This is a genomic window from Flagellimonas sp., assembly GCF_965233845.1.
Lineage (GTDB): Bacteria > Bacteroidota > Bacteroidia > Flavobacteriales > Flavobacteriaceae > Flagellimonas.
The window spans coordinates 3952565-3978192 of sequence record NZ_OZ247584.1 but is presented as its reverse complement, the minus strand read 5'-3'; the positions used below and the strand labels follow the sequence as shown (position 1 = coordinate 3978192).

At 39.0% G+C, this 25628-nt stretch carries 22 protein-coding genes; 3 read left to right on the top strand and 19 right to left on the bottom strand.

The genetic code is table 11. From position 1 onward, the window contains the following. The 17 genes from ACO6S0_RS17705 to ACO6S0_RS17625 form a co-directional block, all read right to left on the bottom strand. Positions 1-1065, bottom strand: a complete 1065-nt coding sequence (locus ACO6S0_RS17705) for an O-antigen ligase family protein (RefSeq protein WP_422349618.1) — start codon at positions 1063-1065, stop codon at positions 1-3. A gap of 157 nt (positions 1066-1222) precedes the next feature. Continuing rightward, the gene (locus tag ACO6S0_RS17700) at positions 1223-2233 is read right to left on the bottom strand and encodes a hypothetical protein (RefSeq protein WP_422349617.1); all 1011 of its coding nucleotides are present in this window, start codon (positions 2231-2233) and stop codon (positions 1223-1225) included. Continuing rightward, entirely contained in the window at positions 2230-3207 is a 978-nt protein-coding gene (locus ACO6S0_RS17695) for a hypothetical protein (RefSeq protein WP_422349616.1), read from the bottom strand. The genes ACO6S0_RS17700 and ACO6S0_RS17695 overlap by 4 nt, the downstream gene beginning before the upstream one ends. A 298-nt stretch (positions 3208-3505) precedes the next feature. Continuing rightward, complete coding sequence (locus tag ACO6S0_RS17690; RefSeq protein WP_422349615.1) at positions 3506-4657, bottom strand: hypothetical protein; 1152 nt, start codon at positions 4655-4657, stop codon at positions 3506-3508. A 114-nt stretch (positions 4658-4771) separates the two neighbouring features. Continuing rightward, positions 4772-5932 (bottom strand): hypothetical protein, encoded by a 1161-nt coding sequence (locus tag ACO6S0_RS17685; protein WP_422349614.1) that lies wholly within the window; start codon positions 5930-5932, stop codon positions 4772-4774. A gap of 200 nt (positions 5933-6132) precedes the next feature. Beyond that, entirely contained in the window at positions 6133-7179 is a 1047-nt protein-coding gene (pseI, locus tag ACO6S0_RS17680) for a pseudaminic acid synthase (protein WP_422349613.1), read from the bottom strand. Further along, the gene (locus ACO6S0_RS17675) at positions 7163-8044 is read right to left on the bottom strand and encodes a methionyl-tRNA formyltransferase (RefSeq protein ID WP_422349612.1); all 882 of its coding nucleotides are present in this window, start codon (positions 8042-8044) and stop codon (positions 7163-7165) included. The genes pseI and ACO6S0_RS17675 overlap by 17 nt, the downstream gene beginning before the upstream one ends. After that, entirely contained in the window at positions 8041-9051 is a 1011-nt protein-coding gene (pseG, locus tag ACO6S0_RS17670; RefSeq protein ID WP_422349611.1) for a UDP-2,4-diacetamido-2,4,6-trideoxy-beta-L-altropyranose hydrolase, read from the bottom strand. Before pseG ends, ACO6S0_RS17675 begins: the two co-directional genes overlap by 4 nt. Continuing rightward, positions 9029-9733, bottom strand: coding sequence for a pseudaminic acid cytidylyltransferase (gene pseF / locus ACO6S0_RS17665; RefSeq protein WP_422349610.1), 705 nt, complete (start codon positions 9731-9733; stop codon positions 9029-9031). The genes pseG and pseF overlap by 23 nt, the downstream gene beginning before the upstream one ends. After that, complete coding sequence (gene pseC, locus ACO6S0_RS17660; RefSeq protein ID WP_422349609.1) at positions 9726-10877, bottom strand: UDP-4-amino-4,6-dideoxy-N-acetyl-beta-L-altrosamine transaminase; 1152 nt, start codon at positions 10875-10877, stop codon at positions 9726-9728. The genes pseF and pseC overlap by 8 nt, the downstream gene beginning before the upstream one ends. Continuing rightward, positions 10878-11894 carry a UDP-N-acetylglucosamine 4,6-dehydratase (inverting) gene (pseB, locus tag ACO6S0_RS17655; RefSeq protein WP_422349608.1) on the bottom strand — a complete coding sequence of 339 codons (1017 nt, stop codon included), beginning with the start codon at positions 11892-11894 and terminating at the stop codon, positions 10878-10880. 7 nt (positions 11895-11901) lie between these two features. After that, positions 11902-12960, bottom strand: coding sequence for a hypothetical protein (locus tag ACO6S0_RS17650; RefSeq protein ID WP_422349607.1), 1059 nt, complete (start codon positions 12958-12960; stop codon positions 11902-11904). A 1-nt stretch (position 12961) separates the two neighbouring features. Continuing rightward, positions 12962-14647, bottom strand: a complete 1686-nt coding sequence (locus ACO6S0_RS17645) for a DUF6909 family protein (protein WP_422349606.1) — start codon at positions 14645-14647, stop codon at positions 12962-12964. A 140-nt stretch (positions 14648-14787) separates the two neighbouring features. After that, positions 14788-16041, bottom strand: a complete 1254-nt coding sequence (locus ACO6S0_RS17640) for a sulfate adenylyltransferase subunit 1 (protein ID WP_422349605.1) — start codon at positions 16039-16041, stop codon at positions 14788-14790. A gap of 12 nt (positions 16042-16053) precedes the next feature. Then, positions 16054-16959 (bottom strand): sulfate adenylyltransferase subunit CysD, encoded by a 906-nt coding sequence (cysD, locus tag ACO6S0_RS17635; RefSeq protein WP_422349604.1) that lies wholly within the window; start codon positions 16957-16959, stop codon positions 16054-16056. Between the two features lie 379 nt (positions 16960-17338). Next, complete coding sequence (locus ACO6S0_RS17630; RefSeq protein ID WP_422349603.1) at positions 17339-18835, bottom strand: GH3 auxin-responsive promoter family protein; 1497 nt, start codon at positions 18833-18835, stop codon at positions 17339-17341. Next, positions 18836-19705 (bottom strand): M23 family metallopeptidase, encoded by an 870-nt coding sequence (locus ACO6S0_RS17625; RefSeq protein ID WP_422349602.1) that lies wholly within the window; start codon positions 19703-19705, stop codon positions 18836-18838. A 170-nt stretch (positions 19706-19875) separates the two neighbouring features. Between ACO6S0_RS17625 and tatA the strand changes: the two genes are divergently transcribed. The 3 genes from tatA (at position 19876) to ACO6S0_RS17610 (ending at position 22791) form a co-directional block, all read left to right on the top strand. Next, the gene (tatA, locus tag ACO6S0_RS17620) at positions 19876-20070 is read left to right on the top strand and encodes a twin-arginine translocase TatA/TatE family subunit (RefSeq protein WP_138836833.1); all 195 of its coding nucleotides are present in this window, start codon (positions 19876-19878) and stop codon (positions 20068-20070) included. A 228-nt stretch (positions 20071-20298) separates the two neighbouring features. Continuing rightward, positions 20299-22359 (top strand): OmpA family protein, encoded by a 2061-nt coding sequence (locus ACO6S0_RS17615; protein ID WP_422349601.1) that lies wholly within the window; start codon positions 20299-20301, stop codon positions 22357-22359. A 261-nt stretch (positions 22360-22620) separates the two neighbouring features. Continuing rightward, positions 22621-22791 carry a DUF6747 family protein gene (locus ACO6S0_RS17610; RefSeq protein WP_422349600.1) on the top strand — a complete coding sequence of 57 codons (171 nt, stop codon included), beginning with the start codon at positions 22621-22623 and terminating at the stop codon, positions 22789-22791. 86 nt (positions 22792-22877) lie between these two features. Here the strand turns inward: ACO6S0_RS17610 and ACO6S0_RS17605 are convergent, their stop codons facing one another. Together ACO6S0_RS17605 and ACO6S0_RS17600 are read right to left on the bottom strand one after the other, a co-directional pair. Next, positions 22878-23867, bottom strand: a complete 990-nt coding sequence (locus tag ACO6S0_RS17605) for a DUF4837 family protein (protein WP_422349599.1) — start codon at positions 23865-23867, stop codon at positions 22878-22880. Positions 23868-23879: 12 nt separating this feature from the next. Continuing rightward, positions 23880-25511: a LysM peptidoglycan-binding domain-containing protein gene (locus ACO6S0_RS17600; protein ID WP_422349598.1), complete on the bottom strand. Its 1632-nt coding sequence runs from the start codon at positions 25509-25511 to the stop codon at positions 23880-23882. Positions 25512-25628 lie beyond the last annotated feature (117 nt).

Below are 25628 nucleotides of genomic sequence, written 5' to 3'. Positions count from 1 at the left end.
TTATTTTATTTCTTTGTTTGCTCCGTAAATCATCAAAAGAGGTATTATGCCAGAACAAATGATTACCCCATGATACCTATTCAAGTAGCTCTCCATTGCGCAGGCCACAGCAAAAAATAGGATATAAAAGAAAAAAATAGAATTTCTACTTTGACAGTGCTTCAACATGTAAAAAAAAAGCAATGACAAGGACAAAAATCCCAAAAGGCCTGTTTTCAAATACTCCTGCAAATATTGGCTGTGTGCGTTTAACTCACGCTTTATTCCCACGAGAAAGTTGTTCTTCCGATAAAGTTGATTTAAATATTCCTGGGTATCCCCAGTACCAACACCAATTGGGAAGTTGTTCTTGAAATCAGAGATTGCCAGATAGTGTATGTATAGCCTGTGTTCAAAGGTGTTTCTTGTGTAGCCATATTTATTCTTGACCTTAATTTCATTGATTTCCATACTAGTTGTTATCAAGGGGTCAAATTTTTTTTCTATGGTTGGGTTTGCCAAAACAACCATGAGCAAAATAACGATTACAGTTGGCATAATTACCAAGAAATAGCCTTTTGATGCGTTGCGAAACAAATTTCTTAAGAACAACGCAAGGGCCACTACCAAAAAAAGAAGACCTGTAAAATTATTCATCAACAATATAAAAAAGGAGCTGGAAGACACCAAGATTGTGTTCAACAGGGCGTTCTTATTTTCGATATCCTTTGCACAGAAAAAAATTGGCAGCAATAATAGAAACACAAGATAAAACTGGCTTATTCCCAATCGATTTACAAACCAAAGCTGTACAAAACTTCCCAGGCCATGGAAATCTTTACTTATAAAGTAAAGTAGGGCCATGACAACAAAGACCAACGGAACGGCAAATTTTAAAGCGGAATAGAGCTTTGTTACAAAAACATTCTTTGCTTCACCTACAATAATGGCGGGCAAAACAAGAAATGGCAACAATACCATTGTTTTACGTGTCCCTGCCTGAAGGTTTTCCGTATAGACTAATCCAACCAGTTGTGTTAAGAAAAACAGCGCATACAAAAGAACCAATCTACTTCTAAGCAACATCCGGATTTTGACAATTATGTTCTTTTTTTTATCAAGAAAAAAAAACAAGATCAAAATATACAAAGTAATGGTGCTAGGCTTAAAACCACATGGAAGGGATACAACCAAAAAAAATAACAGAAAATGGTAGATGTAATTCCTATGTTCAAAAAACCAATTAAAACTCATTTAGAACCAGAATGTTTGAATTATAATCTGTTTTATGGATGTTAGGATCTGACAAGGATATAGTCTTAATAATATTTGGTATGGTTCCCAAACTTTCATCAAAAATAACACTATAGTTTCCCATTGACTTTTGGTTCCTCACAATCAGCGTGTCTATTGAATTGTTTTCCGTCAAATTCATCCAGATTCCACTATATATTTTTTCCTCACCTATAGATGCTTTCTCAACGGGTTTGCTGTCCATAGAACGGTTGCTCAGGCCATAGTTTACAACTTCAATCCTGCCTATCCCATGGTTTTTTCCTGATATATAGGCTCCCGTTCTTTTAGAGTTTTCGATCAAAATATTCTTGATTCTTATATTCTCCGGAGTATTCTCAAATCCATGAATCATTAGAGCCGCATGGGCATAAGCAAAAAAATCACCTTCACCACCAAAGTTTGAAATGTTAAGCTTATCAAATGATATGTTGTTGCAGCCTGAATATATGTTTACCCCCCTGTTCGCTTTTTTGCTCTTGCATTTATCAATATCCGTACTTACGCTTATGTTTTCAAAAACTATTTGCTTTGAATCTCTGAGAAACAATATATCCAATATTTCTAGGTCTCCAGTAATCTCAATATTTTGAGCATTGTGTAATGATAGTTTGCCGGTTATGGTGGAACCATTGAAATGAAATTTTATATTCTCTCTGTTATGAATATTAAAATCTATAGGATATGATCCTGAAGGAAAAACAATCTTAATTCCTTGATCGGCAAGTTCCATAATGGAATCCAACTGTATTTGGGAAAGCGTTTTATTAACAAAGCCATATCTTCTAATATCGCCATACGCATATTCTTTGTTTTTAACCCATGCAGAATCATTAATCGCATCTTTCTGTATGGATTCTTTAGTTCGGTGCTTCGTAATCGGTGCATGGTTGTCAACACAGCCCAAAAAGGCTATACAGCTCAAAACATTCCATGCCATTTTCCATCTAACATTGTTCACCCTGCAGAATTACTAAAATTGATATGGGAAAGAAGTCTATAAACAAAATTTAAAATTAAGAATCCAACTATTAAATAGAGGCCATTACCTCCAGATATCAAGTTAAAAACGGGAAAAATAAAATTCAGCATACATAAAAAAAGAAGTAACGGAATTATCGCGAAGCCATTTTTGTTAACCGCCCTTTTATATAACTGGGCTTGCCAAAAGCCAAAGAAAAGCATGAACACTAGGGAGAAATATTTAAAATCCATGTAAATGTCCCCAAAAAAAGTAGTGTACTTGCCCAATCTTGGTATATATTCATAAGTTCTCCCATCGTATATTCCTAAAATTATTTCGAAGAATTTGGTTATTACAAAAAAAGTATGGGTGCCCATTCGGGCTGATGAATCAAAATGGTCTAAAAGATAGGAGTACTCTACAACACTATGTAGGTAATAGGCCAAAAAGGAAGCCAAGCCCACAAAAAATGACTGTAAGTAGTAAGAATCCAATGAGAGGACAAACTTTACAAATCCTTTGTCCAAATTTGTGTAATCCATGTAACTTCCTTTCATAAGAATAAACTCAATGGCTCGTTCCCTTGTTTCCATGAATTCAACAGTCCTAGATATATATACCTCTGTAAGAACCACAAAAAAAGCAATCCCTAAAGAAAGCAATAGAATCAAATATTTCAGCTTAATCTTGATTTTGCCAAAGTGCATTAAAATCAATAATGTCAGAACTGAATAAAAAACCGGTGTGGACCTTGACCCCATTAAAAAGCTTTCCAATATAAAATATACTAGAAAGGAATAGTTGGCAATTTCAAACACCCGAATTTTAATCTTGAATTTATAGTATAAAAAGATGGTGAGGAACACGCTTGCTTTAAAAACATTGCCTATGACACCAATAATTGTTGGAGGGAAATTCTGAAGTGTTTCCCTATTTTCAAAGGCACCTGTCCCTAGGCTTACTCCTCTCAATAAAAACTTATCTACTATGATAAATATTACTGAGAACAAAGACACCAAAAAAAAGAAATAATAGAGCCACTTTTGTTCCTTGGGTGTCCCAAGCGGAAGTTTTATTAATTTGATTCTACCGCCAAAAAAATAGCCGGTAAAAAAGAGTAAATATGAAGATGCCAATAAAAAAAAGGCTGTAAAAGATATTGGGTACTTGTAATTTATTGGAGAAACTAAGTAAAGTAACGCCCAAAAAATAACACCATAAATGGCAGATTTCATTGGAGATGCTACTTTCGTTTCCATCGTTTATTACTTAATAAATCAATACAAAGATAGAGGTAAGAACAACACCTAAAATCAATGTATATGTTGTTCTACTAAGAAAATATCCTTTTCTAAACAATAATATTTGCTGCGTAAAAACGACCAATGCCCCTATTATCAACTGAATCATTGAAAATATTTTCACGTTGATTCCCGGAACCAATATCAAGGCTATCGTAAACAAGGCCACAATGACCAACAGGTAACTGTTATAGTTTTTTGCTAAACCTTCCCTAACCACAATGTTTGAAACAAGGTTGTAACCTGTCCAAAAAAAGGTGAAAAAAGTAAGCGTACTGAACAAAGTTCGGTTCGAGGAAAATGTTTCACCGAAAAATTGAGAAAAGCGGTCTAAAATCAAGGGCAAAACATATAAACTAGTTATTGAATATAACAGCATAAAAATCAGGAAAAAAGAAAATATTTTGTCCAAATACTTAATGCTTCTTACATACATTTCTTTAAAATAAAGAATGAATAACATCTGAAAAATCACTAGGGAAATACCTGAAATTCTAAGATAAAACCCAAAGATTCCTATTTCTTCAAACTTATCTGAATAAAACTCCAGAATGAACCTTCCGGAATTTAAAAGTAGTATTATTCCAAACGCACCAATCAATAGATGAAGGCTATACGAAACTATTTTTTTAAGTTGCAAAAGTGCCTTTGTTAGAATCAACTTTCTGTTATCGTATATGCCTTTTACAACAAAGGCCGCACTATAGGTTAACATTGGTGCAAAAAAGGAATCAAGGTCAATCTTTGAACCAACAATAGTACTTCCCAAGATTACCAATAATATAACAATATAAACTCCAGAATCCATCAAGGTAGCATATATCCCTTTTCCTTCTGCCTTAAAAACGTATGAATAATATACTTGATTTGCCAATATGAAACTTATAACCAAAGACAAATAAATATGTCTGGGAACCAAAGGAAACAGTACTTGAATAAGCAAGAAGTAAATAGACAAGAACAGAATATAAAGACTGTATCCTGTTTTGGATTTCAAGTCTCCCTTTTTTAAGACAAAGAAGGCGTAGGACGCAGGAATCCCAAAACCTAGAATAGTGTTAATAATAAAACCTAAACCGCCGAGCGCATATTCTACCTTGCCGTATTCGTCCTTAGTCATAAATTCCGTCAATAACAAAGGGGCGAAAAAAACAGTGGATTTGCTTAAACCAAAGGTGAGGAAGTAAAGAAGGTTTCTCTTAATCAAAACAAGAATATCCCATTTTTAGAAAGTTTATTGAATTACATGTAAAAAAGCCTCATGAAGATTGTCAATATTAGATTTTTCTACGCAATTTTTGTTCAAAAAAGTATCTGCAATAACTCCCTTATAGCTTACAGCATTCAATCTGTTTATATAATCTATTTTTTCCTCATTGCTGTACTTCCTGTGGTTTTTATTCTGAACCGTTTTAACTATTTCAGGTATTTCGTCAAAGGAAGAAATATTGAAGGAGTTTTCCGTATCGTTGAAATACGTCTTCACCAAACTAATTATGGGTTTGTTCGCCAAAACACATTCAATGGCAATTGTCCCTACCACATTGATAAACAGATCAACCGAATTGAAAATTGCATTCATGCCAATAGTACTGTGCAGTGCCTTTATATTGTTGGTTTTACGGACAAGGTCTATCAGCTCCTCGTTAATTTCAAAAGAAGATTTAGGATTGGGCTTAATGTATAATATTTCACCCGCTCCCAGTTGCTTTGCAATCTCTTTTATCGTATGGTTTTGGTCTGAATATTTTCTGCCCCATACATCAATACTGGATTCGGGTTGCATATGCAACGGGAATACCATTATAAACTTAGAAGTGTCCAACTCTTTAATTCCAATCTCATCCCATTTCTCCAAGTTAAGCTTGTTTAACTTGTTTTTCTTTACTTTTATTAGTGGAGGGGGAGTATTATTTCTTTCTCCTTCAAGAAAGCCCCTGAGTACTTTGGCTTTGTCAGCTATTTTATCCTTATAACTTATTTTCGGCAACACCATGTAATTGGGCGGTGATTTTCTCGATACTATTTGTTCAATTGTTTTAACAGCAGTTGCCTTGTCCATTAACTCCATACTACCCATGTAGGGTTCCAGTGAATCATATTTATAAAAAGCAAATCTGTTTATCGGGTACCTGCAGGATCCAGGGAAAAGGTACAGAATATCACGTTGCCTACATATTTCCAACGTAATTAGATGATGAAACGCAGTGGGTTCTCCAAAGACTATATCAGGCCTAATTTTATCTATTGCCTCACAAATTTTTACATCATAGTAATAAAAATGTTCCGTGCTCGTCTTATCAAAAAATCGTAATTGCCTATCTATAGAGATTACCTTCTTGATATAGTCATTTCGGTGCCTTTCCATTTTCCTCCCTCTTGGATATTTCAGCATGGTCGAATGCCCATGAATTGGCTTAAACTGATGGTTCAAAACAATCCAATGAACCTCAAATCCATCTTTGATAAGTCTTTCCGCTATCGCATCATATAGGTAGGTAACATATCGGCTTTCAACAAAAGCAATTTTCTTCATGATCAAAAAACATTAGGCATAAATCAATTTTAATCTTGTCTTTTTTGTATTGAATATTGTCAATTGAATTCAATCATCTCTTTTTCCAACGGCTCTCCTCTCTTAACTTCTTTGGAGAATTGTTTTCCAAGTATCTCGTTCAAAAACTTAGGATGCAAACCGTAGCCCGGTCTTATAGATCTAACATTTTCCTTGGTTAAGATATCTCCAGCCTTTACATCCTTTACTACAAACAGGGATCTTGCAAATTTCCGATTCTTTTTTACTTTATCAGAAATTTCATATGATACTTTCCCTAACAACTTTTCTGTGTCTCGAATATGCCTCACCAAAGCTGTAAATTCATCAACATCCAAAGAAAAATCTGCATCCGGACCCCCAATTTTCTTGTCCAAAATAAAATGTTTTTCAATCACTTTTGCTCCCAAAGTAGTTGCCACAGTTGGTGCTAGAGAACCGTATGTGTGATCGCTAAACCCAACTTCAACTTCAAATTCTTTTTTTAAATCTGGAATGGTGTTTAAGTTTGCCAGTTCCAATGGTGCTGGATATGACGATGTACACTTTAACAAAACAATATCATTGTTTCCTACTTTTCTACATGTATCCACCGCTAATTGAATATCATTTTTTTCAGCAATTCCAGTTGAGATTATCATTGGTTTACCTTTGGAAGCGGCATATTCAATAAGAGGAATGTCCTGAATCTCAAATGAGGCTATTTTATAAGCTGGAACATTCAATTCTTCAAGAAAGTCAACAGCGCTAAAGTCGAAAGGTGATGAAAAGCATATGAGCCCTTCTTCACTAGCCACTTCAAATAGTTTTTTGTGCCATTCCCATGGGGTATAAGCTTCTCCATATAATTCGTAGAGTGTTTTACCGTCCCAAAGGGTGCCCTCTTCAATTCTAAAATACTTATTGTCACAATCAATGGTGAGCGTGTCTGGGGTGTACGTTTGTAATTTGATGGCATCTGCACCCGTTTTTTTTGCCGCTCTAATGGTATCGATCGCCACAGCGAGATTTCCGTTGTGATTGGCAGACAATTCCGCTATGATAAAACATGGGTTTTTTCCTCCAATGTTCTTATTCCCTATTCTCATTTCTTAATATTTTTCCAACAGTTAAGGTGAAATTCGCATCGCGAATTTCATCCAGTGAAAGTGCACCATTACTAGTTTTGACAACCACTGTTGGTGCTGTTTGGATAATCTCGCCGTTCTTTTGTTCAGATTCTGTTTCAACCTTTGAAATTGATACTTTGTCAATAATGATTTTTTGTCCATCGCAAAATGCAAATGCTCCCGGATAAGGAAATGCTTGGGCCCTTACCCAGTTTTTTATTGCTTCTTTAGGCCAATTCCAGTTAATTTCACCATCTGCTGGTGTTCGTTTACCAAAATAGGTTGCATCAGCATCATTTTGAGGTATCAATTTCAACTGATCGGTTAAAACATCTTGTAAAACCTTTTTTACCAGAGGGTAATATTCCTCAGAATATTTTTTTAGCACTTGAGCTCCGGTATCTTCTTCCTCAATTGGTATTTCGATTTGGTGGATTATTTTTCCAGTATCGCAGCCTACATCTATTTGATGTGCTGTAATTCCTGTTTTTTTCTCTCCATTGATAATGGCCCAAACATGTGGGGTCCGTCCTCTATACTTCGGTAATAAAGAACCGTGAACGTTAAAGGTCAATTTATTAGAGTGCCCTATAATATCTTCTTCAATCAAAAAAAGATAGTTGATAGATGCAATCACATCAACCTCAAATTCCTTTAAAAAATCAAACCCTTTTCCGCCCCTAGGATTACCCGCATAGAACGGAATAAGATGTTGTTCAGCAAAACTAATAACTCCTTCGGAATTGCGATCCGTCATAATAAATTTTATGGGATAATCTTCTGCTATTTTTACAAGTGTTCCCAAACCTAGTAGTCCACTGCAAAGGATTCCAATAGATATCATAGGGTTCCAATTAGTTTTAGATGTCGTTCAGCTATTTCATCATCAAATAACTTTTTTTGCTCCTTTATTAGATTGCTGAAATCACGATTACCCAAAACGATTTCAATCCTATACAAAAAATCAGAAATTTCATAGTTCTTCATATTATCCCCTCCATAGATTGCAGCATTTTGTAAAAAACCTTTGTAAATCAATTCTTGGTTATCAACATAAAACCCGCTTAAAATTGGCATTTTAACACAACAAAGTTCGTATAAAATCGTACTCGCAGATGCAATTGCAAAGTGGCATTTGCACATTATGTTCAAAAGATCCTTTTGAGAGACATTTTTATTCACACTTAAAACCTTTGTATGTTTTCTTTCTAAGTCAAAAATTTCATTTTCGCGATAAGAGCCCCCTAAGACCACATATATTTTCTTAAATCTTGGTATCTGCAGTAATGCACGTACTGCCTTAATTGTAAGATTGAATGGGTCCGCTCCACCAAAGCACACAAATGCGTTTTCAATTTTATCAACTATCCTGTTCACTTTTGCGGCTTCCAAAAAAAGAGGCCTAACCAAGGCGTAATTCGTCCCAAGTGCCAGCTTCGTATAACTCTCCTTTAAATACTGCTTTTCTTGTATATATGGAGAATGATTAATAATTATATCCGCGTACATATGCTCTGTGGCCAAATCATCAATATACATAAGACCAAAGCCCTTTTGTTTTAGTAAATTTTGATATTTTCCGTTGAACTGATACCCATCTGCAATAATGCAATATTCTTTGGGAGAAAAGGTAGACGCCAACCACTCTGGTTCATTTTCTACTCGAATACCATTTGGAACAATTACAGTGGCATATTCCTTCGGAATTACCGAACTTGTTGTGCTATTTTGTGTTAAAAACACAAAATCGAAAGTGTGTTTTGTTATTTCAACCAGACTGAATAATCTGTACAAATGACCTAATCCAATCGTCGAATTTCCATCAGCCCTAAAGATTAGTTTCTTGGTCATCAAGCATGAGTTTGTACTTTAATTCGGCTAATTTCCAATCCGTTTCCGTATCTATGTCTTGAGCACATAACCCAGAAACTATGATCGCACCGCTATTATCGGTGAACAAAATTCTCTCACTTAAAAAAGACTCAGCTCTTAACCAATAAAATTGACCTGCATCATGATACCGTTTATCTAAGTCTTGAGATCTGGTGTTTAAATGTTCTCGCTGAACCATCAAAACCCTACTGTTTTCCAATTTTAAACAACGCTGTACTGGAAATGAAAACTCCAATATTGGCAAAACGCAGTCATATTGTTCTTGCACCAGCTTTTCATAAGCTTTTCTTAAGTTATCTGGCCCAACAAAGGGTGCTGTGGGCAGTATACAACATACATGCGTAAAGTTTATATTTCTCCTTGAGTACTCCTGGTAGACTTCATATATTACATCTACTAAAATTGCAAAATCATCTGCATTGCGTTTAGTTCTCAGAAATGGTACTTCTGCACCATGGTTTTTTGCAATTTCCGCAATTTCTGCATTATCTGTAGATACCATTACCTCATCAAACAATTTGCTTTCTAAAGCTGCCTCTATTGAATAGGCAATAATAGGTTTGCCCAAAAAACTTTTGATGTTTTTTTTTGGTATTCGTTTACTGCCTCCCCTTGCTGGTATGATACATAAGTTACCCATTGATGAACTGTAGTACTTTGGAAATTACAAATTCCTGTTCTTCAGTACCTAATGTAGGGTACATGGGCAGGCTTATACATCGTTTGTAATAGTTTTCTGAATTGGACAAGTCTGCTCCATCATATCCAATCTCCTTATAATAGGGTAAAGTATGCACAGGTATGTAATGTATTTGGGCATATATCCCGTTGTTTCTCAGATGATTATAGAGCCCTTCTCGATTTTCCACTTCAATAACAAAGAGGTGGTGGGCATTATAGCTGTTGTCTGGGAGTGTCTGGTATTTTACTTTTCCGTTGAACGCGCTTTTGTAATTATCTGCAATCTCATTTCTTCGTATAACTCCTTTAGGGTTTTTTTTCAGCTGGGTAATTCCTAATGCCGCTTGAATATCCGTAAGTCTATAGTTGTAACCCAAAAGCTGCATCTCATAAAACCATCCCCCATGGTTTTCGCTCATGTTCTCCTTGGTAATTCCATGACTTCGCAACTTGAGAAGGTTTTTATATAGGTTTTCGTTGTTAGTTGTAATCATCCCTCCTTCCCCACAGGCAATATGTTTTACCGGATGGAAAGAGAAAACCCCAATATCCGCATAATGTCCATTTCCACACATTTGTTTGTTCCCTGAAGAGTCTGTAAAAAACCCTCCGGGTGCATGACACGCGTCTTCTATAATCCACAAGCCAAAATCCTCTGCTATTTTTCTAAACTCTTCTAAATTAACAGGAAGGCCAGCAAAGTCAACTGGAATAATCCCCTTAAAAAAACCTTCTGGTTTGCTTTCAAGAAGTTTTCTTGTCTTTGTGGGGCAAATTAGGTATGTTTCTGGATCAATGTCTGCAAACCAAACCTCAGCTCCCATGTATCTGGCGCAATTTGCAGAAGCGGCAAATGTGATGGGCGTGGTAATAATTCTTTCTCCTTTTCTTAGGCCTAAAGCAGCCACTGATAAATGAAGCCCTGCCGTGGCATTACTTACAGCAACGGCATATTCGACACCAATGTATCCTGCAAATTCGTTTTCAAATTCCTGGATTTTCGGACCCTGGGTTAAAAAGTCTGCTTTTAAGACAGAAATGACCGCTTCAATATCAGAATCATCAATGTCCTGTCTGCCATATGGAATTGGGTTTTTATTCATCTATACCTCAAATGTTGCATCAACATGATTCTTAATCAACTCCCTTAATCCATCTATGGTCTCCCATTCATCGTTATTTCCAGAATTATAGCTAAATCCTTGGGGTACCTTAGTCGCATTAAAAGCTTGAATAAATTCTGTTAAGTCCCAATTTGGTGTTGCAGGTAAAATGGCAAAATACTTGCCCAAATCATAGGTATAAAAAGAATCTGAAGGAGTGATCATCTCTTCATGTATTTTTTCACCAGGTCGAATACCAACAACAGGTTTGTCGCATTCGGGCCCTATGGCTTGTGCCACATCCATGATCTTATATGAGGGTATTTTTGGAACAAATAATTCACCCCCCCAAGCATTTTCCAATGCATGCATTACCATCTCAACACCGCCTGAAAGCGAAATGTTGAATCTTGTCATATTCTTATCTGTAATAGGAAGCTTATTGTCCAGCTTTTTCCTTTTAATAAAAAATGGGATGACCGAACCATTGGAGCCCATTACATTTCCATACCGGACCACCGAAAACCGTATTGGATTTTTACCCTTAATGTTGTTCGCCGCAATGAATAATTTGTCTGAAGTTAGTTTGGTTGCTCCATAAAGGTTTATTGGTGCACATGCTTTATCTGTTGATAGTGCAACTACTCGTTCAACTTGGGTTTCCAAACAAGCATCAACCACATTCTGTGCACCACCAATGTTGGTTTTAATACATTCTTCAGGATTATATTCTGCTAAATGCACGTGTTTCATTGCCGCCGCATGTATCACATAATCCACTCCTTTAAAAGCTCTTATCAATCTTGCCTTATCCCGCACATCTCCAATAAAAAAACGTATCTGAGGATACTTTTCTATTGGATAATCCTGAGCCATCTGAAATTGTTTCTGCTCATCCCTAGAAAAAATGATAAGTCTTCTGATTTCGGCGTGATTATTTAAAATGTACTGCGTCAATGCCTTTCCCAAGGAGCCTGTTCCCCCGGTTATCAACAATGATTTTCCTTCAAATGTCATAATATAGTTATTGTTGCTTTTTGTTTTTGTATTCGCTTAAAAAAAGGTTCAATTGTAGAATGGCTAAGATAAATATCACAGCACCCACTAAAATCATGGGCAGTAAAAATTTATAATTCTTCCAGAATCCATCTTGCTCTACACCGCGAGTTGGAAAGTCACTAATAATGTTTAGAATTTCAGATTTGTTGGCTCGTTCCTTGTTCAATTCAACCAAACGTTCCTTGAGCACTTCTCTCTCTTGCACCAGAGCTAATTCCTTATTTTGGGATTCACCATTCTCAGCTAAATTAATGTTGGTTCCTTGCATAGGCTTGTCGGCCTGTTTAATCAGAACAGTTCTATACAGACTTTGAAGCGAATCAATTTCAGTCAATTGCTTCTGATAAATTTTTTCCTGTAAATCAAGGTTTTTATCGTTGATTCTTTTTTGCAGTTTAAAGTAGTCATTAACGGAAATGGATTCAATTATTGCCTGCTGTAACTTTTTTGCCACTCTATTATCGGTGCTCACCACCGAAATCTGATGAAATCTTGCGTCAAGTGAATTGAAGTTTTTTAGATAATTGGCAAAGTCAATAGTTTTGATCGTCGTAGTATCCAAGTTCTTTATGAAGTCGTCAAACAGCTCAATTTTTTGATTTTCATCCGAATAAGAGTCCACATAAATCTTCCTAATACTCCCTGCTTCATGTTCGGTTATGTTAAGCGCTGTGGCCAAAGTCGTTGAATCCTGAGCCGTGGCCAAATCATTGTAAAAATCAATATTATTGTACAGTTGTTGGACACTGTTAAAATTGGGTTCCACCACCATCTTGGAAACATATTTTTCCGGCAAATTTCTATCCAAGAAATAGCCCGCTATAGCACCAATTACCAATGCCATCGACAAAATGATAAAGTTCTTTTGAATAAATAAGAGAAGCAGAATCACCAAATGGAAAACCCCTTTTAAAATGCTGCCAATAAAATTGAAAAAACGTTCGAAAGCCCTTCCGATCATCTGAAACAATTGTCCCAAATCCATTTCGTCGGAATTGTTGTTGTTTACGGGTTGTTCTGCCATCTTATGAATTGAATATTTGTTTTAAAATCCGATCTGTAATTAAGTACGTTGGTTTTACCCCTGTGGTTCCTAGTCCACCCGATGCCAAGGTACTCCCTGTTTCCAATGGGTTATCTGATGCGTAATACGCATAACGCACTTTTACATCCTTTTTAATGCTTTTTCGAATCTTTGAAGCCGATTGAATGGCCTTTTGATAATGTACGCCCTCCATCTCCAAGCCGATCACGTTCCAGGTAGATTCATGAAAAAACTTGAGGATGTCCTTGTTCTGCAAGGAGGTGCCCAAAACAGTTACCATTGCTCCTTCCAAAACCAGAAGGTCATGCCCTTCAAAGTCTTCCTTGCACAATTCGTTGTCAAAGGGGTAATTGTCCGCAGATCCTTCAAAAATATGGGCCGAAGGAATCATCAAATCCCCCTTGCCGCCTTCCAAAATTCCAGCCTTTCCCATAATGGAAATGGAATCCACATTCAAAAATTGCTTCTTTCCCTTGTTCTCTATTGGCTTTAATAGCTCGTCTATAGTCTCATACGCCTGTTCGCCAAATGCGTAGTCCATTACAAAGATAACAGGTTTGTCCGCCTCAGAAATTCCATCTGGAAAGTCATAACAGCATGCATTGGCACCAAATTTGGCCGAGTCAAAGATTTGAACATCGATGTTGGCTCCAGACTTGTCATCCAAAAATAACATCCCGTTCTTTTCAGCCACTTGCTGCACTTTTTTTCTTAACCCTTTGTTTTTAGACGAACTCAAAGCTTCATAAATGTCCAAGGATTTTGTTTCCGGTAATTCCTTGGACAAGGTCTTTTTTGCGAACAGGGAATTCATGACGCTGTGCATATTGGCGCTAATAATATGCAAAGGCCTATCCATTAAATTGTTTTTGACCAGTGTTTGCTTGATCAGGTCCGCCCATCGTTCTCCATGAATATGATGCCCCAATCTTTCACGCAATAGCGGGCTAAAAGTGATGGTCCGTTTTAAGCCCGTTGTTTCTTCCTCTATGGCCAACTTCCCAAGCCAATAAATCACATCCAAAAAGCGATCTGGATTTTCCTGAGTTCTAAGTTTATCCTGAATCTCAACCACCTCCTCAAAAGTCCTGCCTAGAATGTTGGCAGCATGAATCATGGCGATTTCCCTTTCGGCACTACTCTTTTCTTCACTAGTGATAAACTCCGAAAGCTTATCCCAGTCCCGAATGGTTTCGGTTTGGTTCACCAACACCCGTTTGCAGATCTTTCCCGATTCAATGTAAAGAAACGTAAGGTGGGTGAGAATATCATAGATATCACTTCGGCCACGAGTAATCTCAATATTCATTTGCTCCTCGTCTATCCGATAGCAATTCCTCCTTCTTTTAGGAGGAATAATGGCTGACAAATGTGATTTGGAAAATCCCTCATCCGAGGTAAGATTGATAAATCGGCATTCCTCTATGCCTTCTGGCAATCGCTCCAATACATAAATAAGTCCGTTCAGTTCTGCCTTATCCTCTGCAACAGAACCATAAATCTCAGGCCTTAACAACAGAAGGGCAGTCCTAAGCGCATTGCCCGATACGCCCGATGGTTTATAAAACCCGCGGTTCAGTAAATGGCGCATGGTAATATAAAGTCGCTCTATGGCATTAGTGGATTCCTGTGCGCGGGTCGCCTGTTTTACTTTGGTGGTCATCATAATTTAGCGACAAAAATACATGAATTCCTACGAAAGCTGAGCCTAAAAGCGAAATCTAATAAGAATAAGGTACAAGCCAGCAGAATGCTTGAAAACAAACTCAAACAATGCATTCTGGAATACAGCCTGTTATTTGTTGGTTAAACTACCATACCGGCAGCCACCGTCTCATTGGTATTCTCATCAATTAAAACAAAACTTCCCGTGGTTCTGTTCTCCCTATATGAATCTATCAGCAATGGTTTTGTGGTCCTTATTCTGACCTTGCAGATATCGTTCATTCCCAATTCAACATCGTCTGGTTTTCTATTGAGCGTATTTATGTCAATTTTATAAACAACCTCTTTGATCATGGCTGTCTGCTCATTGGAGGTATGCCGGATCGTGTATTTTGCTCTTGGTTTGGCAGGGTCATTGTGCAACCAACAAAGCATGGCTTCCACATCTTGACTAGGTTCTGGTTTGTTGTTGGAGCGTGCAATCATATCGCCTCGGCCTATGTCAATATCATCCTCCAGTGTAATGGAAACGGACATAGGGGCAAAAGCTTCTTCCAACTCTCCATTATTGGTATCAATAGATTTTATTTTTGAAGTAAACCCAGATGGTAGCACGGTCACTTCATCCCCTTTCCTGAACACGCCACTTGCAACCCTGCCAGCGTATCCGCGATAATCACGGTATTCTTCACTTTGAGGCCTCAAAACGGTTTGCACAGGGAATCTGGCATCCACTTTGTTAATATCGCTGCTGATGTGCATGGTCTCAAGCGTATGTAGCAAAGGTGCTCCTTGATACCAGTCCATATGTTCCGATCTGTTAACCACATTGTCCCCCAATAGGGCACTTATTGGAATAAAACGAACGTCTCTCACCAATAATTTGGATGAAAACTCCTCGACCTGGCCAATTACATTGTTGTAGGCTTCCTCTTTGAAGTCGACCAAGTCCATTTTATTTATACACACAATTATATGTGGAATTTGTAACAAGGAGGCAATGAACGCATGTCGTTTGGTTTGTTCAATTACCCCATGTCTGGCATCTACCAGAATAATTGCGGCATTGGCCGTAGAGGCCCCTGTTACCATGTTTCTGGTATACTGAATATGGCCTGGTGTGTCCGCGATGATAAATTTCCGTCTTGGGGTGGTAAAGTAGCGGTAGGCCACATCAATGGTGATTCCTTGTTCCCGTTCGTCCCGCAACCCATCCGTAAAAAGTGCTAGGTCAACACCCGCATGTCCTTTTTGCTTGCTCGTGTTTTCAATGGCTTCCAGTTGATCCTCAAAAATGGACTTGGAATCGTAAAGGAGTCGCCCAATTAAGGTACTCTTTCCATCATCTACACTTCCAGCAGTGGTAAATCGTAATAACTGATTGTTGTCTAACATTTGTCTGTCTGTCTAAAAATAACCTTGCTTTTTTCTATCCTCCATGGCAGTTTCCGAACGTTTGTCGTCGCTTCGGTTGCCCCTTTCCGTTTGCCTCATAGCGGCCACTTCTTGGGCAATTTTTTCCACAGTATCTGCATCCGATTCTATACCCCCCGTAATGGTAATGTCGCCCAGGGTTCTGAATCGAATTCTTTTGGTTTCAATTTTTTCGTTGTCCTCCAACTTTAAAAACTCGGAATTTGGAATCCAGGAATCATTCCTCCATACCACTTCCCTTTCGTGGGCGAAATACAGGGATGGGATTTCTATGTTTTCCCGGTTAATGTAGTTCCAAACATCCATTTCTGTCCAATTGCTAATTGGAAATGCCCTAAAGTGCTCTCCTTCAAAGTGCTTCCCATTGAAAAGATTCCATAATTCGGGCCTTTGGTTTTTAGGATCCCATTGACCAAAATCGTCACGGTGCGAAAAGAAGCGCTCCTTGGCCCTGGCCTTCTCCTCGTCCCTTCGACCTCCACCAATTGCGCAATCCACCTTATTGGTTTCAATGGCATCCAAGAGCGTGGTAATCTGAAGTGCATTCCGCGTGGCGTTTTTTCCTTTTTCCTCGGCAACCCTTCCGGTATCAATGGATTCTTGAACCGAGCCCACAATCAACCTAACCCCCAAATCGCTTATGAGGTCGTCCCTAAATTTTATGGTCTCAGGAAAATTATGGCCTGTGTCAACATGCATCAGGGCAAAAGGGATTTTGCTCGGATAAAATGCTTTTTTCGCCAAATGGGTCACGACAATGGAATCCTTCCCGCCCGAAAATAAAATCACTGGATTTTGAAATTGCGCCCATACCTCACGAAGTACGTATATGGCCTCTGATTCCAGTTCATCCAGATAGTTCAAATAGTATTTGCTCATGTTTCTTAAGTTCTAATTTTTCACGAATAGCCCGATCGTTGATTTCAATGCTATCCGATTACTTCTTGCTTCACCTTTTTAATTAGTTTCCAAATCTTTAGACAGCATTCGGAAAGATTTTGCCAACCACAAGTCAAAATTAATCGCTCTTAAGATATTTTCAACCTTTAACCTGTATGTTTTTATGCCCGAATTGAATAGAAAGTGTTATAAAATCAAGTTTTAAGAGTTATCCCTACCTGATAAAATTCGCAAAGGGAGTTCCCGCTTGTTCAAATATCTTTAATGCCGCTACTCGTTTTACGCTTACAGTATATTTAATTGACTTGAGGTGTCAAGTGGCTACCTCGTGAAATCGAATCAAAATAATTCATGAATTCTACAAGAGAAAAGGTTGCAGGCCTTCAGCCACCTTACGGTCGTTGGAAAGACGTTGCACCTTGTTTTGTCCGCCCAGTTTTCCTATGGTCTTCATGTATTCTTGGAATCCGCCTGTTTGTACTTTGGAAATTTTTAGCGGTTGTAGAATATTTCCAGCGATCAAATCCAAATAATAGCTGTTTTGGCCCTTCATACTTTCTTCCAAATGGGAAATGAAGGTTGACACATCAGAGGGTTGCTTTTCAAATTCTATTAACCATTCGTGATAGGGAAGTTCTCCAGAAGGTGGGGAAGTTTGTGGTGCCACAGTAAATTCATTGACAATGGCATCTGACTTTGAAATGGCCGTTTGAATGGCTTCCTCCACTTCTTTGGCAATTACATGTTCGCCAAAAGCAGAAATGAAATGTTTGATTCGCCCAGATACCACAACCCTATAGGGTTTTGTAGAAACAAACCGAACGGTATCTCCCAGGTTATAGGCCCACAGTCCAGCATTGGTTGAAATAATCATGGCGTAGTCCACCCCGGCTTCCACCTCCTTAATGGTTATTCGTTTGGGGTTTTCGTCAAAAAACTCGTCCGCCTTGATAAATTCATAGAAAATGCCCGCATTAAGCAATAAGAGCATTCCCTCCTCCTTCTGGGAGTCTTGAAAAGCAAAGAAGCCTTCACTTGCAGGGAACAATTCAATACTATCCACCTTTCTACCCATCAATTCCTCAAATTTGGCCCGGTAGGGTTCGTAATTCACTCCTCCATAAATGAACAATTGAAAATTTTTGAAAAGCTCCCCTACTTTCTTGCCTGATTTAGCATTCAGCTTTTCAAAATACATCTGGACCCAGGACGGAATGCCGGCTATGACTGTCATATTTTCATTTTCGGTCTCCTCTACAATTTTGTCCACTTTGGTTTCCCAATCTTCAATACAGTTGGTTTCCCAACTAGGAAGTCTATTTTTCTGTAAATAGTTGGGAACGTAATGGGCCGATATTCCAGAAAGTCGCCCCAATTTTATACCTCCTTTATCCTCCAATTCCGGACTTCCCTGTAAAAAAATCATACGGCCATCCACAAAATCTGCGTTCCCCGTTTCATGAATGTAACTCAGAATTGCGTTTCTGGAGGCTTCAACTTGATTTTTAATGGATTCCCTGGTAATGGGTATGTATTTGGCTCCAGAAGTAGTTCCGGAAGTTTTTGCAAAGTAAACCGGCTTTTCGGGCCATAGCACATCTTTTTCGCCATCAATAATTCTATGCACGTAGTCCTTGAGCTCCTCATAGTCCCGTACAGGAACCTTTTTGGTAAAATCCGCATGCGATTTAATCTCATCAAAACCATGATCTAAACCAAACTGGGTGGTTTTGGCCTTTGCAATTAGATTTTGAAACAGCCTATCCTGAACTTGGATAGGGTTGCTGGACCATGCCCTTGTTTTTTTGGCTATTCTTTTGGCAAAAAGTTTTGCTGCAAATGACTTTAGGGACATTTATTTGAAGTCGATATAATTTAGTGGGTTTACGGGCTTGCCCTTTTTCCAAAGTTCAAAATGAAGATGGGGCCCCGTGGTCAATTCGCCGGTATTTCCAATAGAAGCAATCACTTCCCCTGCCCTGACCAAGTCTCCCTGTGATTTGCTCAAGGAGCCATTGTGTTTGTACACGGAGGTCAAGTCATCCTGGTGTTTAACAATGATCACATAGCCCGTCTCTGCCGTCCATTCAGAAAAAAGTACCGTTCCATCAGCTATGGACTTAACGGGAGTGTCCTTGGGCGCCACAACATCCACTGCATAATGCTTGCTATTGGGGTCAAAGTTTTGCGATATCGTTCCGCTAAGTGGGGCAAACAACAAGGTGCCTACATTTTCGATGTTCCTTTCAAAAAGATTGTACTTGTCTTCCAAGTCCACTTCTTCCCGAAGCAACAGGTCCTCCCGAATGGGGGTTAAATCCACCGTTGAAGGATCTAATTTGTACTTTTCAAAAAGCGAATCCCGGTTGACCTCATTGTTTTCCACGTCTCCTCTGAGGACCAAACGCACATTGTCCAAATACCTGTTGGTATAATTGAGCACAGTGACCAAGGAATCCGTTTTATAGGTAAGCTCCGTAGCCTGTCTTTTTAGGCGAGTTGAAGAGTAGCCCGGAATGTATTCCCTTAAGGGTGTAAAGGCAATGATCAAGGTGGTCAGTCCTATTAGGACGATTATAAAAAGAGTTCCGGTAACAAAAACATTGAGTCTGCTCAGTTTAAATGAGATCTTCTCCTCAAAAGTGCTCTCGTTCAAAATCACCAAACGATACTTGTGCAGAAGCTTTTGCTTGATTTCTTTTCTTTTCTTCTTGTCCTTTGCCATGATGGACAAAGATAGCCTTAGATTTTTATATAGATGTTAAGCTTTTATAAAACCCCTTCTTGAGCAACTATTTGTTCCAGAAACTGCTGAAACTGCTAATTTTCGTTAATCACCTAGAGCCTTACAGTTCTTTTTACTAATTTTACCTTTCATTTAAAGGCATTGCGATTATGATTGCTCAAACTTTTTTTCTTGGTATGCTAGGCCCATGGCAAATTGTACTTATTGTGGTAGTTGTTCTTTTGCTGTTTGGAGGCAAAAAAATTCCTGAACTCATGCGAGGTTTGGGAAGCGGCATTAAAGAATTCAAAGATGCTTCCAAAGAAGACGAAAAGCTGGAAAGCGGCAAGGAACCCGAAGCTTAAATCCATTTTTTTGGCAGATTTTTCTTACTCACGAATTCCCTGTATTTATAGGGGATTGTCGATGAAAAACAACATATTTGACTAGTTCATGCCATAATTCCCCCCTTTCACAACAAAAACTTATTTGCGCTAATACCATATTTTATTTTAGCGGTAGATATGCTACTAATAGGTAAAAGGCCTATGTAGCAACCATACCAAATGGTGTGTAGTTCAGAAGGAGGGACTATGAAAAGACCTGTTTTTATTTTATTCCTAATGCTGGCCTTGGGGCTTAATGCCCAATCTGTGTCCTTTTTGCAATTTGAGGATGAAGATCTATACAAGGAAACCCAAAGCGTTCGCGAAACATATTCCTCCCAAACCGCATTTTTAAAACATCTGGAGGGGATGAGCAATAAATCCCTTTCCAAATTTGTACGCAAAAAAGGAGTAACGGAAAAGCTTATAAAGCAAGCCAACGAATTCTTTGATAAGATGTGGTATGCAGAAGCTGCACGTATTTTCGACATTGTTCTTGAAAAAAGTGAAGCAGAACACACTTTTGAGCTGTTGTCCAGGGCAGGGGACTCACACTACTTCTCCGGCAACATGGAAAAAGCCTATAAATGGTACCATGAATTGTATTTGACCTTTACTGATGACATCTCCGAAGAAAAGTTTTTTAAATATGCCCACGCTCTTAAGGGTACTGGACGTTACCGCAGGGCCGCCAAACTTACACAACTGTTTAGGCAAAAACGAAACGAGCCCCTGAACGAGCTAGGAAAAGACCCAACCACTTGGAAGAGTCCACGGTTGGTGGAGGTCAAGAATTTGGCCATTAACTCCAAATATTCCGAGTTTTCACCTATGTTCCATAACGATTCTGAAGTGGTTTTTGCTTCTTCCTTGGATTCCTCCTTTCTTGCCACCAGAAAATACCGCTGGAACAACCAACCGTTTTTGGACCTTTATGTGGCAAAAGCGGATGTTGAGAACGATAATCTGACCCAGCCTAAAAAGTTCTCAAGGAAAATCAACACCAAATATCACGAAGCTTCCGTATCCTTCTCCCCTGACCAAAAAACCATCTATTTTACCCGTAACAACTATGGTAAAAAATTAAAGCGGGGCAAAAATGGAATCAACCACCTTAAAATTTATAAGTCCCAACTAGTGGACGGCGAATGGACCAAGGCTGTTGAATTGCCTTTCAACAGCGAAGACTACTCCACGGGGCATCCTTCGGTAAGTCCTGACGGCAAAAAAATCTATTTTGTTTCTGACAGACCTGGTGGATTTGGGGGAACTGATGTTTACGTGGCTGATATTCTTGGCAATGGCAAATTCTCAGAGCCCCAAAACCTAGGGCGAACTGTTAACACCAGTAAAAAGGAAATGTTTCCATACATCACCAATGATGCGCTTTACTTCTCTTCGGACCGAACTATGGGGCTCGGTGGATTGGACATATATAAGTCTGATCATGTTGATGGAATCTTTAGTGTAGGTATCAACCTTGGAGAACCCATAAACAGCAACCGAGACGATTTCTCCTATATTATTGACGAAAGTGGCGAAAAAGGATATTTTGCCTCCAACCGAAAAGGTGGTAAGGGAGATGATGATATCTATTCCTTTAAAAACATCCTCAACCTAAATGCCATTTCTGGAAATGTTTTGGACGACATAACGGGTGAAGCCATTGACGAGGCCGAAGTGATGCTTTTCGATAAGGACGAAATCCAAATCGCACAATTGCGAACAGAGCCAGATGGAAGTTTTATCTTCAAGAACCTTCAGCCGACAACCCGGTATACTTTAAAAACCGTTAAAAAAGGATATTTTGATGCTGCAACCAATGTTGACACCAAAGAAAATGAGGATATCTCATTGATACAATCGCTTATTCCTGTGGAAGAGATCATTGCAGAAGAGGAGGGGGTCTTAAAGCTAGAGGTGGAGACCATCTATTTTGATTTTGACAAATTCAATATTAAATCTAGAGCAGCGCAAGAATTGGACAAACTGGTAGCGGTCATGACCGAATACCCCGATATGGTCATCAAAATTGAATCCCATACGGACGCCATTGGTACCCGCGCGTACAACAAATATCTATCTGACAAACGGGCCAAATCAACACGGGATTATATTATTGCACACGGGATAGACCCTGGCAGGATAGAAAGTGCTGTGGGCTACGGAGAGGAGCAGCTGCTCAACCACTGCTCAGATGGAGTACGGTGCGGCAGAACCAAACACAGCGAAAACCGCCGATCGGAATTTATCATTGTGAACATGTAACAACTAATCAACCAAATATTGGGCCCCGAAAACGGGGCCTTTTTTAGTTTATAAATCCGTCCATGCACTTTATCGATCAAGTCTCTCGATAAAGCAACATACTTCCCTTTACCGTTGGTCGATGAAAGTTCTACGTTAGTGGGGTTTTCCACTAATTTGATTGCATTTATCAAATTTTTACGCCCGTTTATCCCATTGTTTTCTGATCGGTTTGAGCTTGCATAATCTTTGTAATGTCTTTAAATCTTAAAACTTATACTTATGAAAAAACTAGTACTCATTAAAGAAATCTACTTAGAGGGATTCCGAAACTTAGGTCATATTCTCTTGGAAAAATATTTTAAGGCCTTTTCCTGGTTCTGTTTCATCATGTTCTTTATAGTTCTTTATGCTTTTGTTTACAGAATTGCTACAGGATTTGCCTTTGACTAAAAATTACGTTTAAGCATTTAGAGAACAAAAAAGCCCGGTATGTTCCGGCATACTGGGCTTTTCTGTTTCTATTTTATCCTATTTCCTCAAGGTCCTGATTTGAACTCCACTGTCTTTAAGATGGCCTCCAGTTCAAACATATAATCACGCTTTTCCTCGTTTGGTGCAAAGGTGAAACCTTCCAGTACCATTTTTCGATTGTTTTCCTTATCGTTGATAATATAGGTGACGAAAGGACCTGCCATTGGATATCCCTCAATTTCCCAGGTACCTCGCGTTTCAGCGGCCTTCTTTCCACCCACTTGAGCTGGGAAAACATAGGGCGAAAAAGCCTTTTCCGTAATCATATAAGTGCCATCATACGGTCCTGGAATGTATTTCTTTCCAATACTGTCCCTCATTTTAACAATATCCTGAACAAAAGTGGAGTCTGTGGCAAAACTGTCCCATGGCATTTCATAGGCCAAAATATTCATGGAGCCTTTGGGTATCTGGATATCCATCCAAACAAAATTATCTTCATGCTTTCCAACGGTATACAACGAAGGCACCTTTAAACTGATTCCGAATTCGTCTTCGAAAACCGTTTCTTTGGTAAGAGAGCGGGTAAACCTACGTTGGGCCTCTGCAATCTCCACCTTTTTAAAAGCGGCAATGGCCATTCCTGCAATAGAGTCCAAATTACCGGCCAAATCGTTATAGGTTTCCCCAGTAACCACGGCAATCCTTTGAGGTTTGGCATACACGTTTGTCTTTATGTGGGCGGCGGATACCGAATCCTGTTCCACAAAAAGAACAGATCGCGAATACGCCGTAGCTCCCTTGAATACCTGAGGGGGTATTTGGGTAATGGTGAACTTGGGTTCCGCCCTGGGAAGTCCTAGGATAGGTGCGGCAAAATGCTCCCTTATCTTATCTCCTACACCGCCCTTCCACAGTTCGGTGTCCATTACAACCATCAAAGAGTTGATTCCTCCGGTAGAGGGGGGTAAAAAGCGTTTCTTGGGGCCAGAATCCCCACATGATATCCCCACCAAAAGAAAAATGGTGAAGCATAGTGTTCCAAATTTTTTCATATCGTGTTCAATTTACGAAGAACAATCGCACAATTTTAGTTTTGTGCCGGGTTTAAGATTGTTCCCGCTAAGACCGTTCCATTCTCGAAGATTTTCAATGGAAACTCCAGGATACTTTCTGGAAATGGTCCAAAGGGAGTCCCCTTCTTGCACCGTATGAACCTTGTTGCCGCTAGCCACAGAACCTGAACTGGTCTTTGAGGCTGTTGGCTTGGGCGTCGTTTTTCTAGGGATATAGGGTTTCCTTGGGAAAATAGTCAGTCGCTGCCCAATTCTTAAATTATTGCTTCGCAATCCATTCCATCTTTTGATCTGGCTTACCCCTACGCCGTATCGCTCTGCAATCTTTCCTAAATAATCCCCACTTCTAACCTTATAGCGAATCTGGTTCTTGGTCTCAACAAATTGGGGCAAAGGTTTTTCCAAGGAATCCAGCTCCTTTTTTACAAAAGCATAAATCTCATCTTCATTACTTACAAACTGACCAATTTTGGTCACCGGTAATCGCAATGCATAGTCCTTCCCCTTTACCTTTGGAATGATATTGAGCTTGTAGGAAGGATTCAACATTTCCAGTTCTTCAGTGCTTATATCCACCAACTTGGAAATCTGGTCAAAGGTTATCAGTTGCTTTACATGGATTGTATCCGTTTCAAAATAGGGTCGTTCTGCCTTTTTATAATGCAGGCCATGTTCCTCCGCATATTCAAAAATGTACATTGTAGCCAAAAAAGCGGGTAAATATCCAGCTGTTTCACGGGGAAGATTTCTACGGATGTTCCAATAGTTTTTATATCCCCCAGAACGTCTAATCGCTTTGTTCACATTTCCTGGGCCAGAATTATAGGCCGCAAGAGCCAAATCCCAATCATTAAAAATGTCATACAATTTGGACAAATATTTACTGGCTGCCTTGGTGGCCAAAATGGGGTCGTGGCGTTCATCCACATAACTGCTCACATCCAACCCATACATTTTTCCTGTGCCATACATAAATTGCCAAAGGCCTTTTGCACCAACTCGGGAACGCGCCTTTGGATTTAGGGCAGACTCCACAATGGCCAAATATTTTATTTCCAAGGGAATATCATGGTTATCCAGTTCCTGTTCAAATAATGGAAAGTAAAATTGGCTTGCCGTGATCATGCGTTGCATCAAGTCCTTCTTTCTGACTAAAAAGGATTTGATGACAGATTCCAAAGAAGAGTTGTAAGAAATATTGAAGGGTGTTTTTTCGTCCAACAGGGCCAACCTTGCCTTTAGCGTATCCGTTGGCAGGTCTACCATTTCTATTTCGTCCTCGTTCGGGTTGATAATTTCCAGCTCCAACTCACTGAACAGTTGGGCACTTTGATGCAATTCCCTCAACCAAAGACTATCATATTTTCTGGCTTCTTTCCTATCCTTGAGCACATACTTTTTTTCGCCATTGGCTTCAATCACCTGAACACCATCAATAGGTTTTTCGGTATTTTTTATCTCGAATGAGCTCGCATTGGGGGTAGAAACGGAATCGGTAATCTGTGCATTTTGCTCCCCAGAATCGGTTTGGGTAGTCGCTGTAGACTTCGCCTCTTGGGCGTTCATCAATGGAGCTGAGAATATCAGCGCCACTATAACAGCTTTTCTAAAAACTTGGTTCATGCTGGATTGGGTTTGATTTTGGGGCAAACGAAAATGGGGTTTTTTTCCGAAAAATTAAAGTTTTCGGTCAAAAACCTAACACTTTTAGGATTTCTCCTATTAATTCATAACGTGTGG

What these genes read in the sequence shown, in the direction of transcription:
- ACO6S0_RS17705 (WP_422349618.1), bottom strand. Translation starts at nt 1,065, where the DNA reads ATGTTGCTTAGAAGTAGATTGGTTCTTTTGTATGCGCTGTTTTTCTTA.
- ACO6S0_RS17690 (WP_422349615.1), bottom strand. Translation starts at nt 4,657, where the DNA reads ATGACTAAGGACGAATACGGCAAGGTAGAATATGCGCTCGGCGGTTTA.
- ACO6S0_RS17685 (WP_422349614.1), bottom strand. Translation starts at nt 5,932, where the DNA reads ATGCTGAAATATCCAAGAGGGAGGAAAATGGAAAGGCACCGAAATGAC.
- pseI (WP_422349613.1), bottom strand. Translation starts at nt 7,179, where the DNA reads ATGAGAATAGGGAATAAGAACATTGGAGGAAAAAACCCATGTTTTATC.
- ACO6S0_RS17675 (WP_422349612.1), bottom strand. Translation starts at nt 8,044, where the DNA reads ATGATATCTATTGGAATCCTTTGCAGTGGACTACTAGGTTTGGGAACA.
- pseG (WP_422349611.1), bottom strand. Translation starts at nt 9,051, where the DNA reads ATGACCAAGAAACTAATCTTTAGGGCTGATGGAAATTCGACGATTGGA.
- pseF (WP_422349610.1), bottom strand. Translation starts at nt 9,733, where the DNA reads ATGGGTAACTTATGTATCATACCAGCAAGGGGAGGCAGTAAACGAATA.
- pseC (WP_422349609.1), bottom strand. Translation starts at nt 10,877, where the DNA reads ATGAATAAAAACCCAATTCCATATGGCAGACAGGACATTGATGATTCT.
- pseB (WP_422349608.1), bottom strand. Translation starts at nt 11,894, where the DNA reads ATGACATTTGAAGGAAAATCATTGTTGATAACCGGGGGAACAGGCTCC.
- ACO6S0_RS17650 (WP_422349607.1), bottom strand. Translation starts at nt 12,960, where the DNA reads ATGGCAGAACAACCCGTAAACAACAACAATTCCGACGAAATGGATTTG.
- ACO6S0_RS17645 (WP_422349606.1), bottom strand. Translation starts at nt 14,647, where the DNA reads ATGATGACCACCAAAGTAAAACAGGCGACCCGCGCACAGGAATCCACT.
- ACO6S0_RS17640 (WP_422349605.1), bottom strand. Translation starts at nt 16,041, where the DNA reads ATGTTAGACAACAATCAGTTATTACGATTTACCACTGCTGGAAGTGTA.
- cysD (WP_422349604.1), bottom strand. Translation starts at nt 16,959, where the DNA reads ATGAGCAAATACTATTTGAACTATCTGGATGAACTGGAATCAGAGGCC.
- ACO6S0_RS17630 (WP_422349603.1), bottom strand. Translation starts at nt 18,835, where the DNA reads ATGTCCCTAAAGTCATTTGCAGCAAAACTTTTTGCCAAAAGAATAGCC.
- ACO6S0_RS17625 (WP_422349602.1), bottom strand. Translation starts at nt 19,705, where the DNA reads ATGGCAAAGGACAAGAAGAAAAGAAAAGAAATCAAGCAAAAGCTTCTG.
- tatA (WP_138836833.1), top strand. Translation starts at nt 19,876, where the DNA reads ATGATTGCTCAAACTTTTTTTCTTGGTATGCTAGGCCCATGGCAAATT.
- ACO6S0_RS17615 (WP_422349601.1), top strand. Translation starts at nt 20,299, where the DNA reads ATGAAAAGACCTGTTTTTATTTTATTCCTAATGCTGGCCTTGGGGCTT.
- ACO6S0_RS17610 (WP_422349600.1), top strand. Translation starts at nt 22,621, where the DNA reads ATGAAAAAACTAGTACTCATTAAAGAAATCTACTTAGAGGGATTCCGA.
- ACO6S0_RS17605 (WP_422349599.1), bottom strand. Translation starts at nt 23,867, where the DNA reads ATGAAAAAATTTGGAACACTATGCTTCACCATTTTTCTTTTGGTGGGG.
- ACO6S0_RS17600 (WP_422349598.1), bottom strand. Translation starts at nt 25,511, where the DNA reads ATGAACCAAGTTTTTAGAAAAGCTGTTATAGTGGCGCTGATATTCTCA.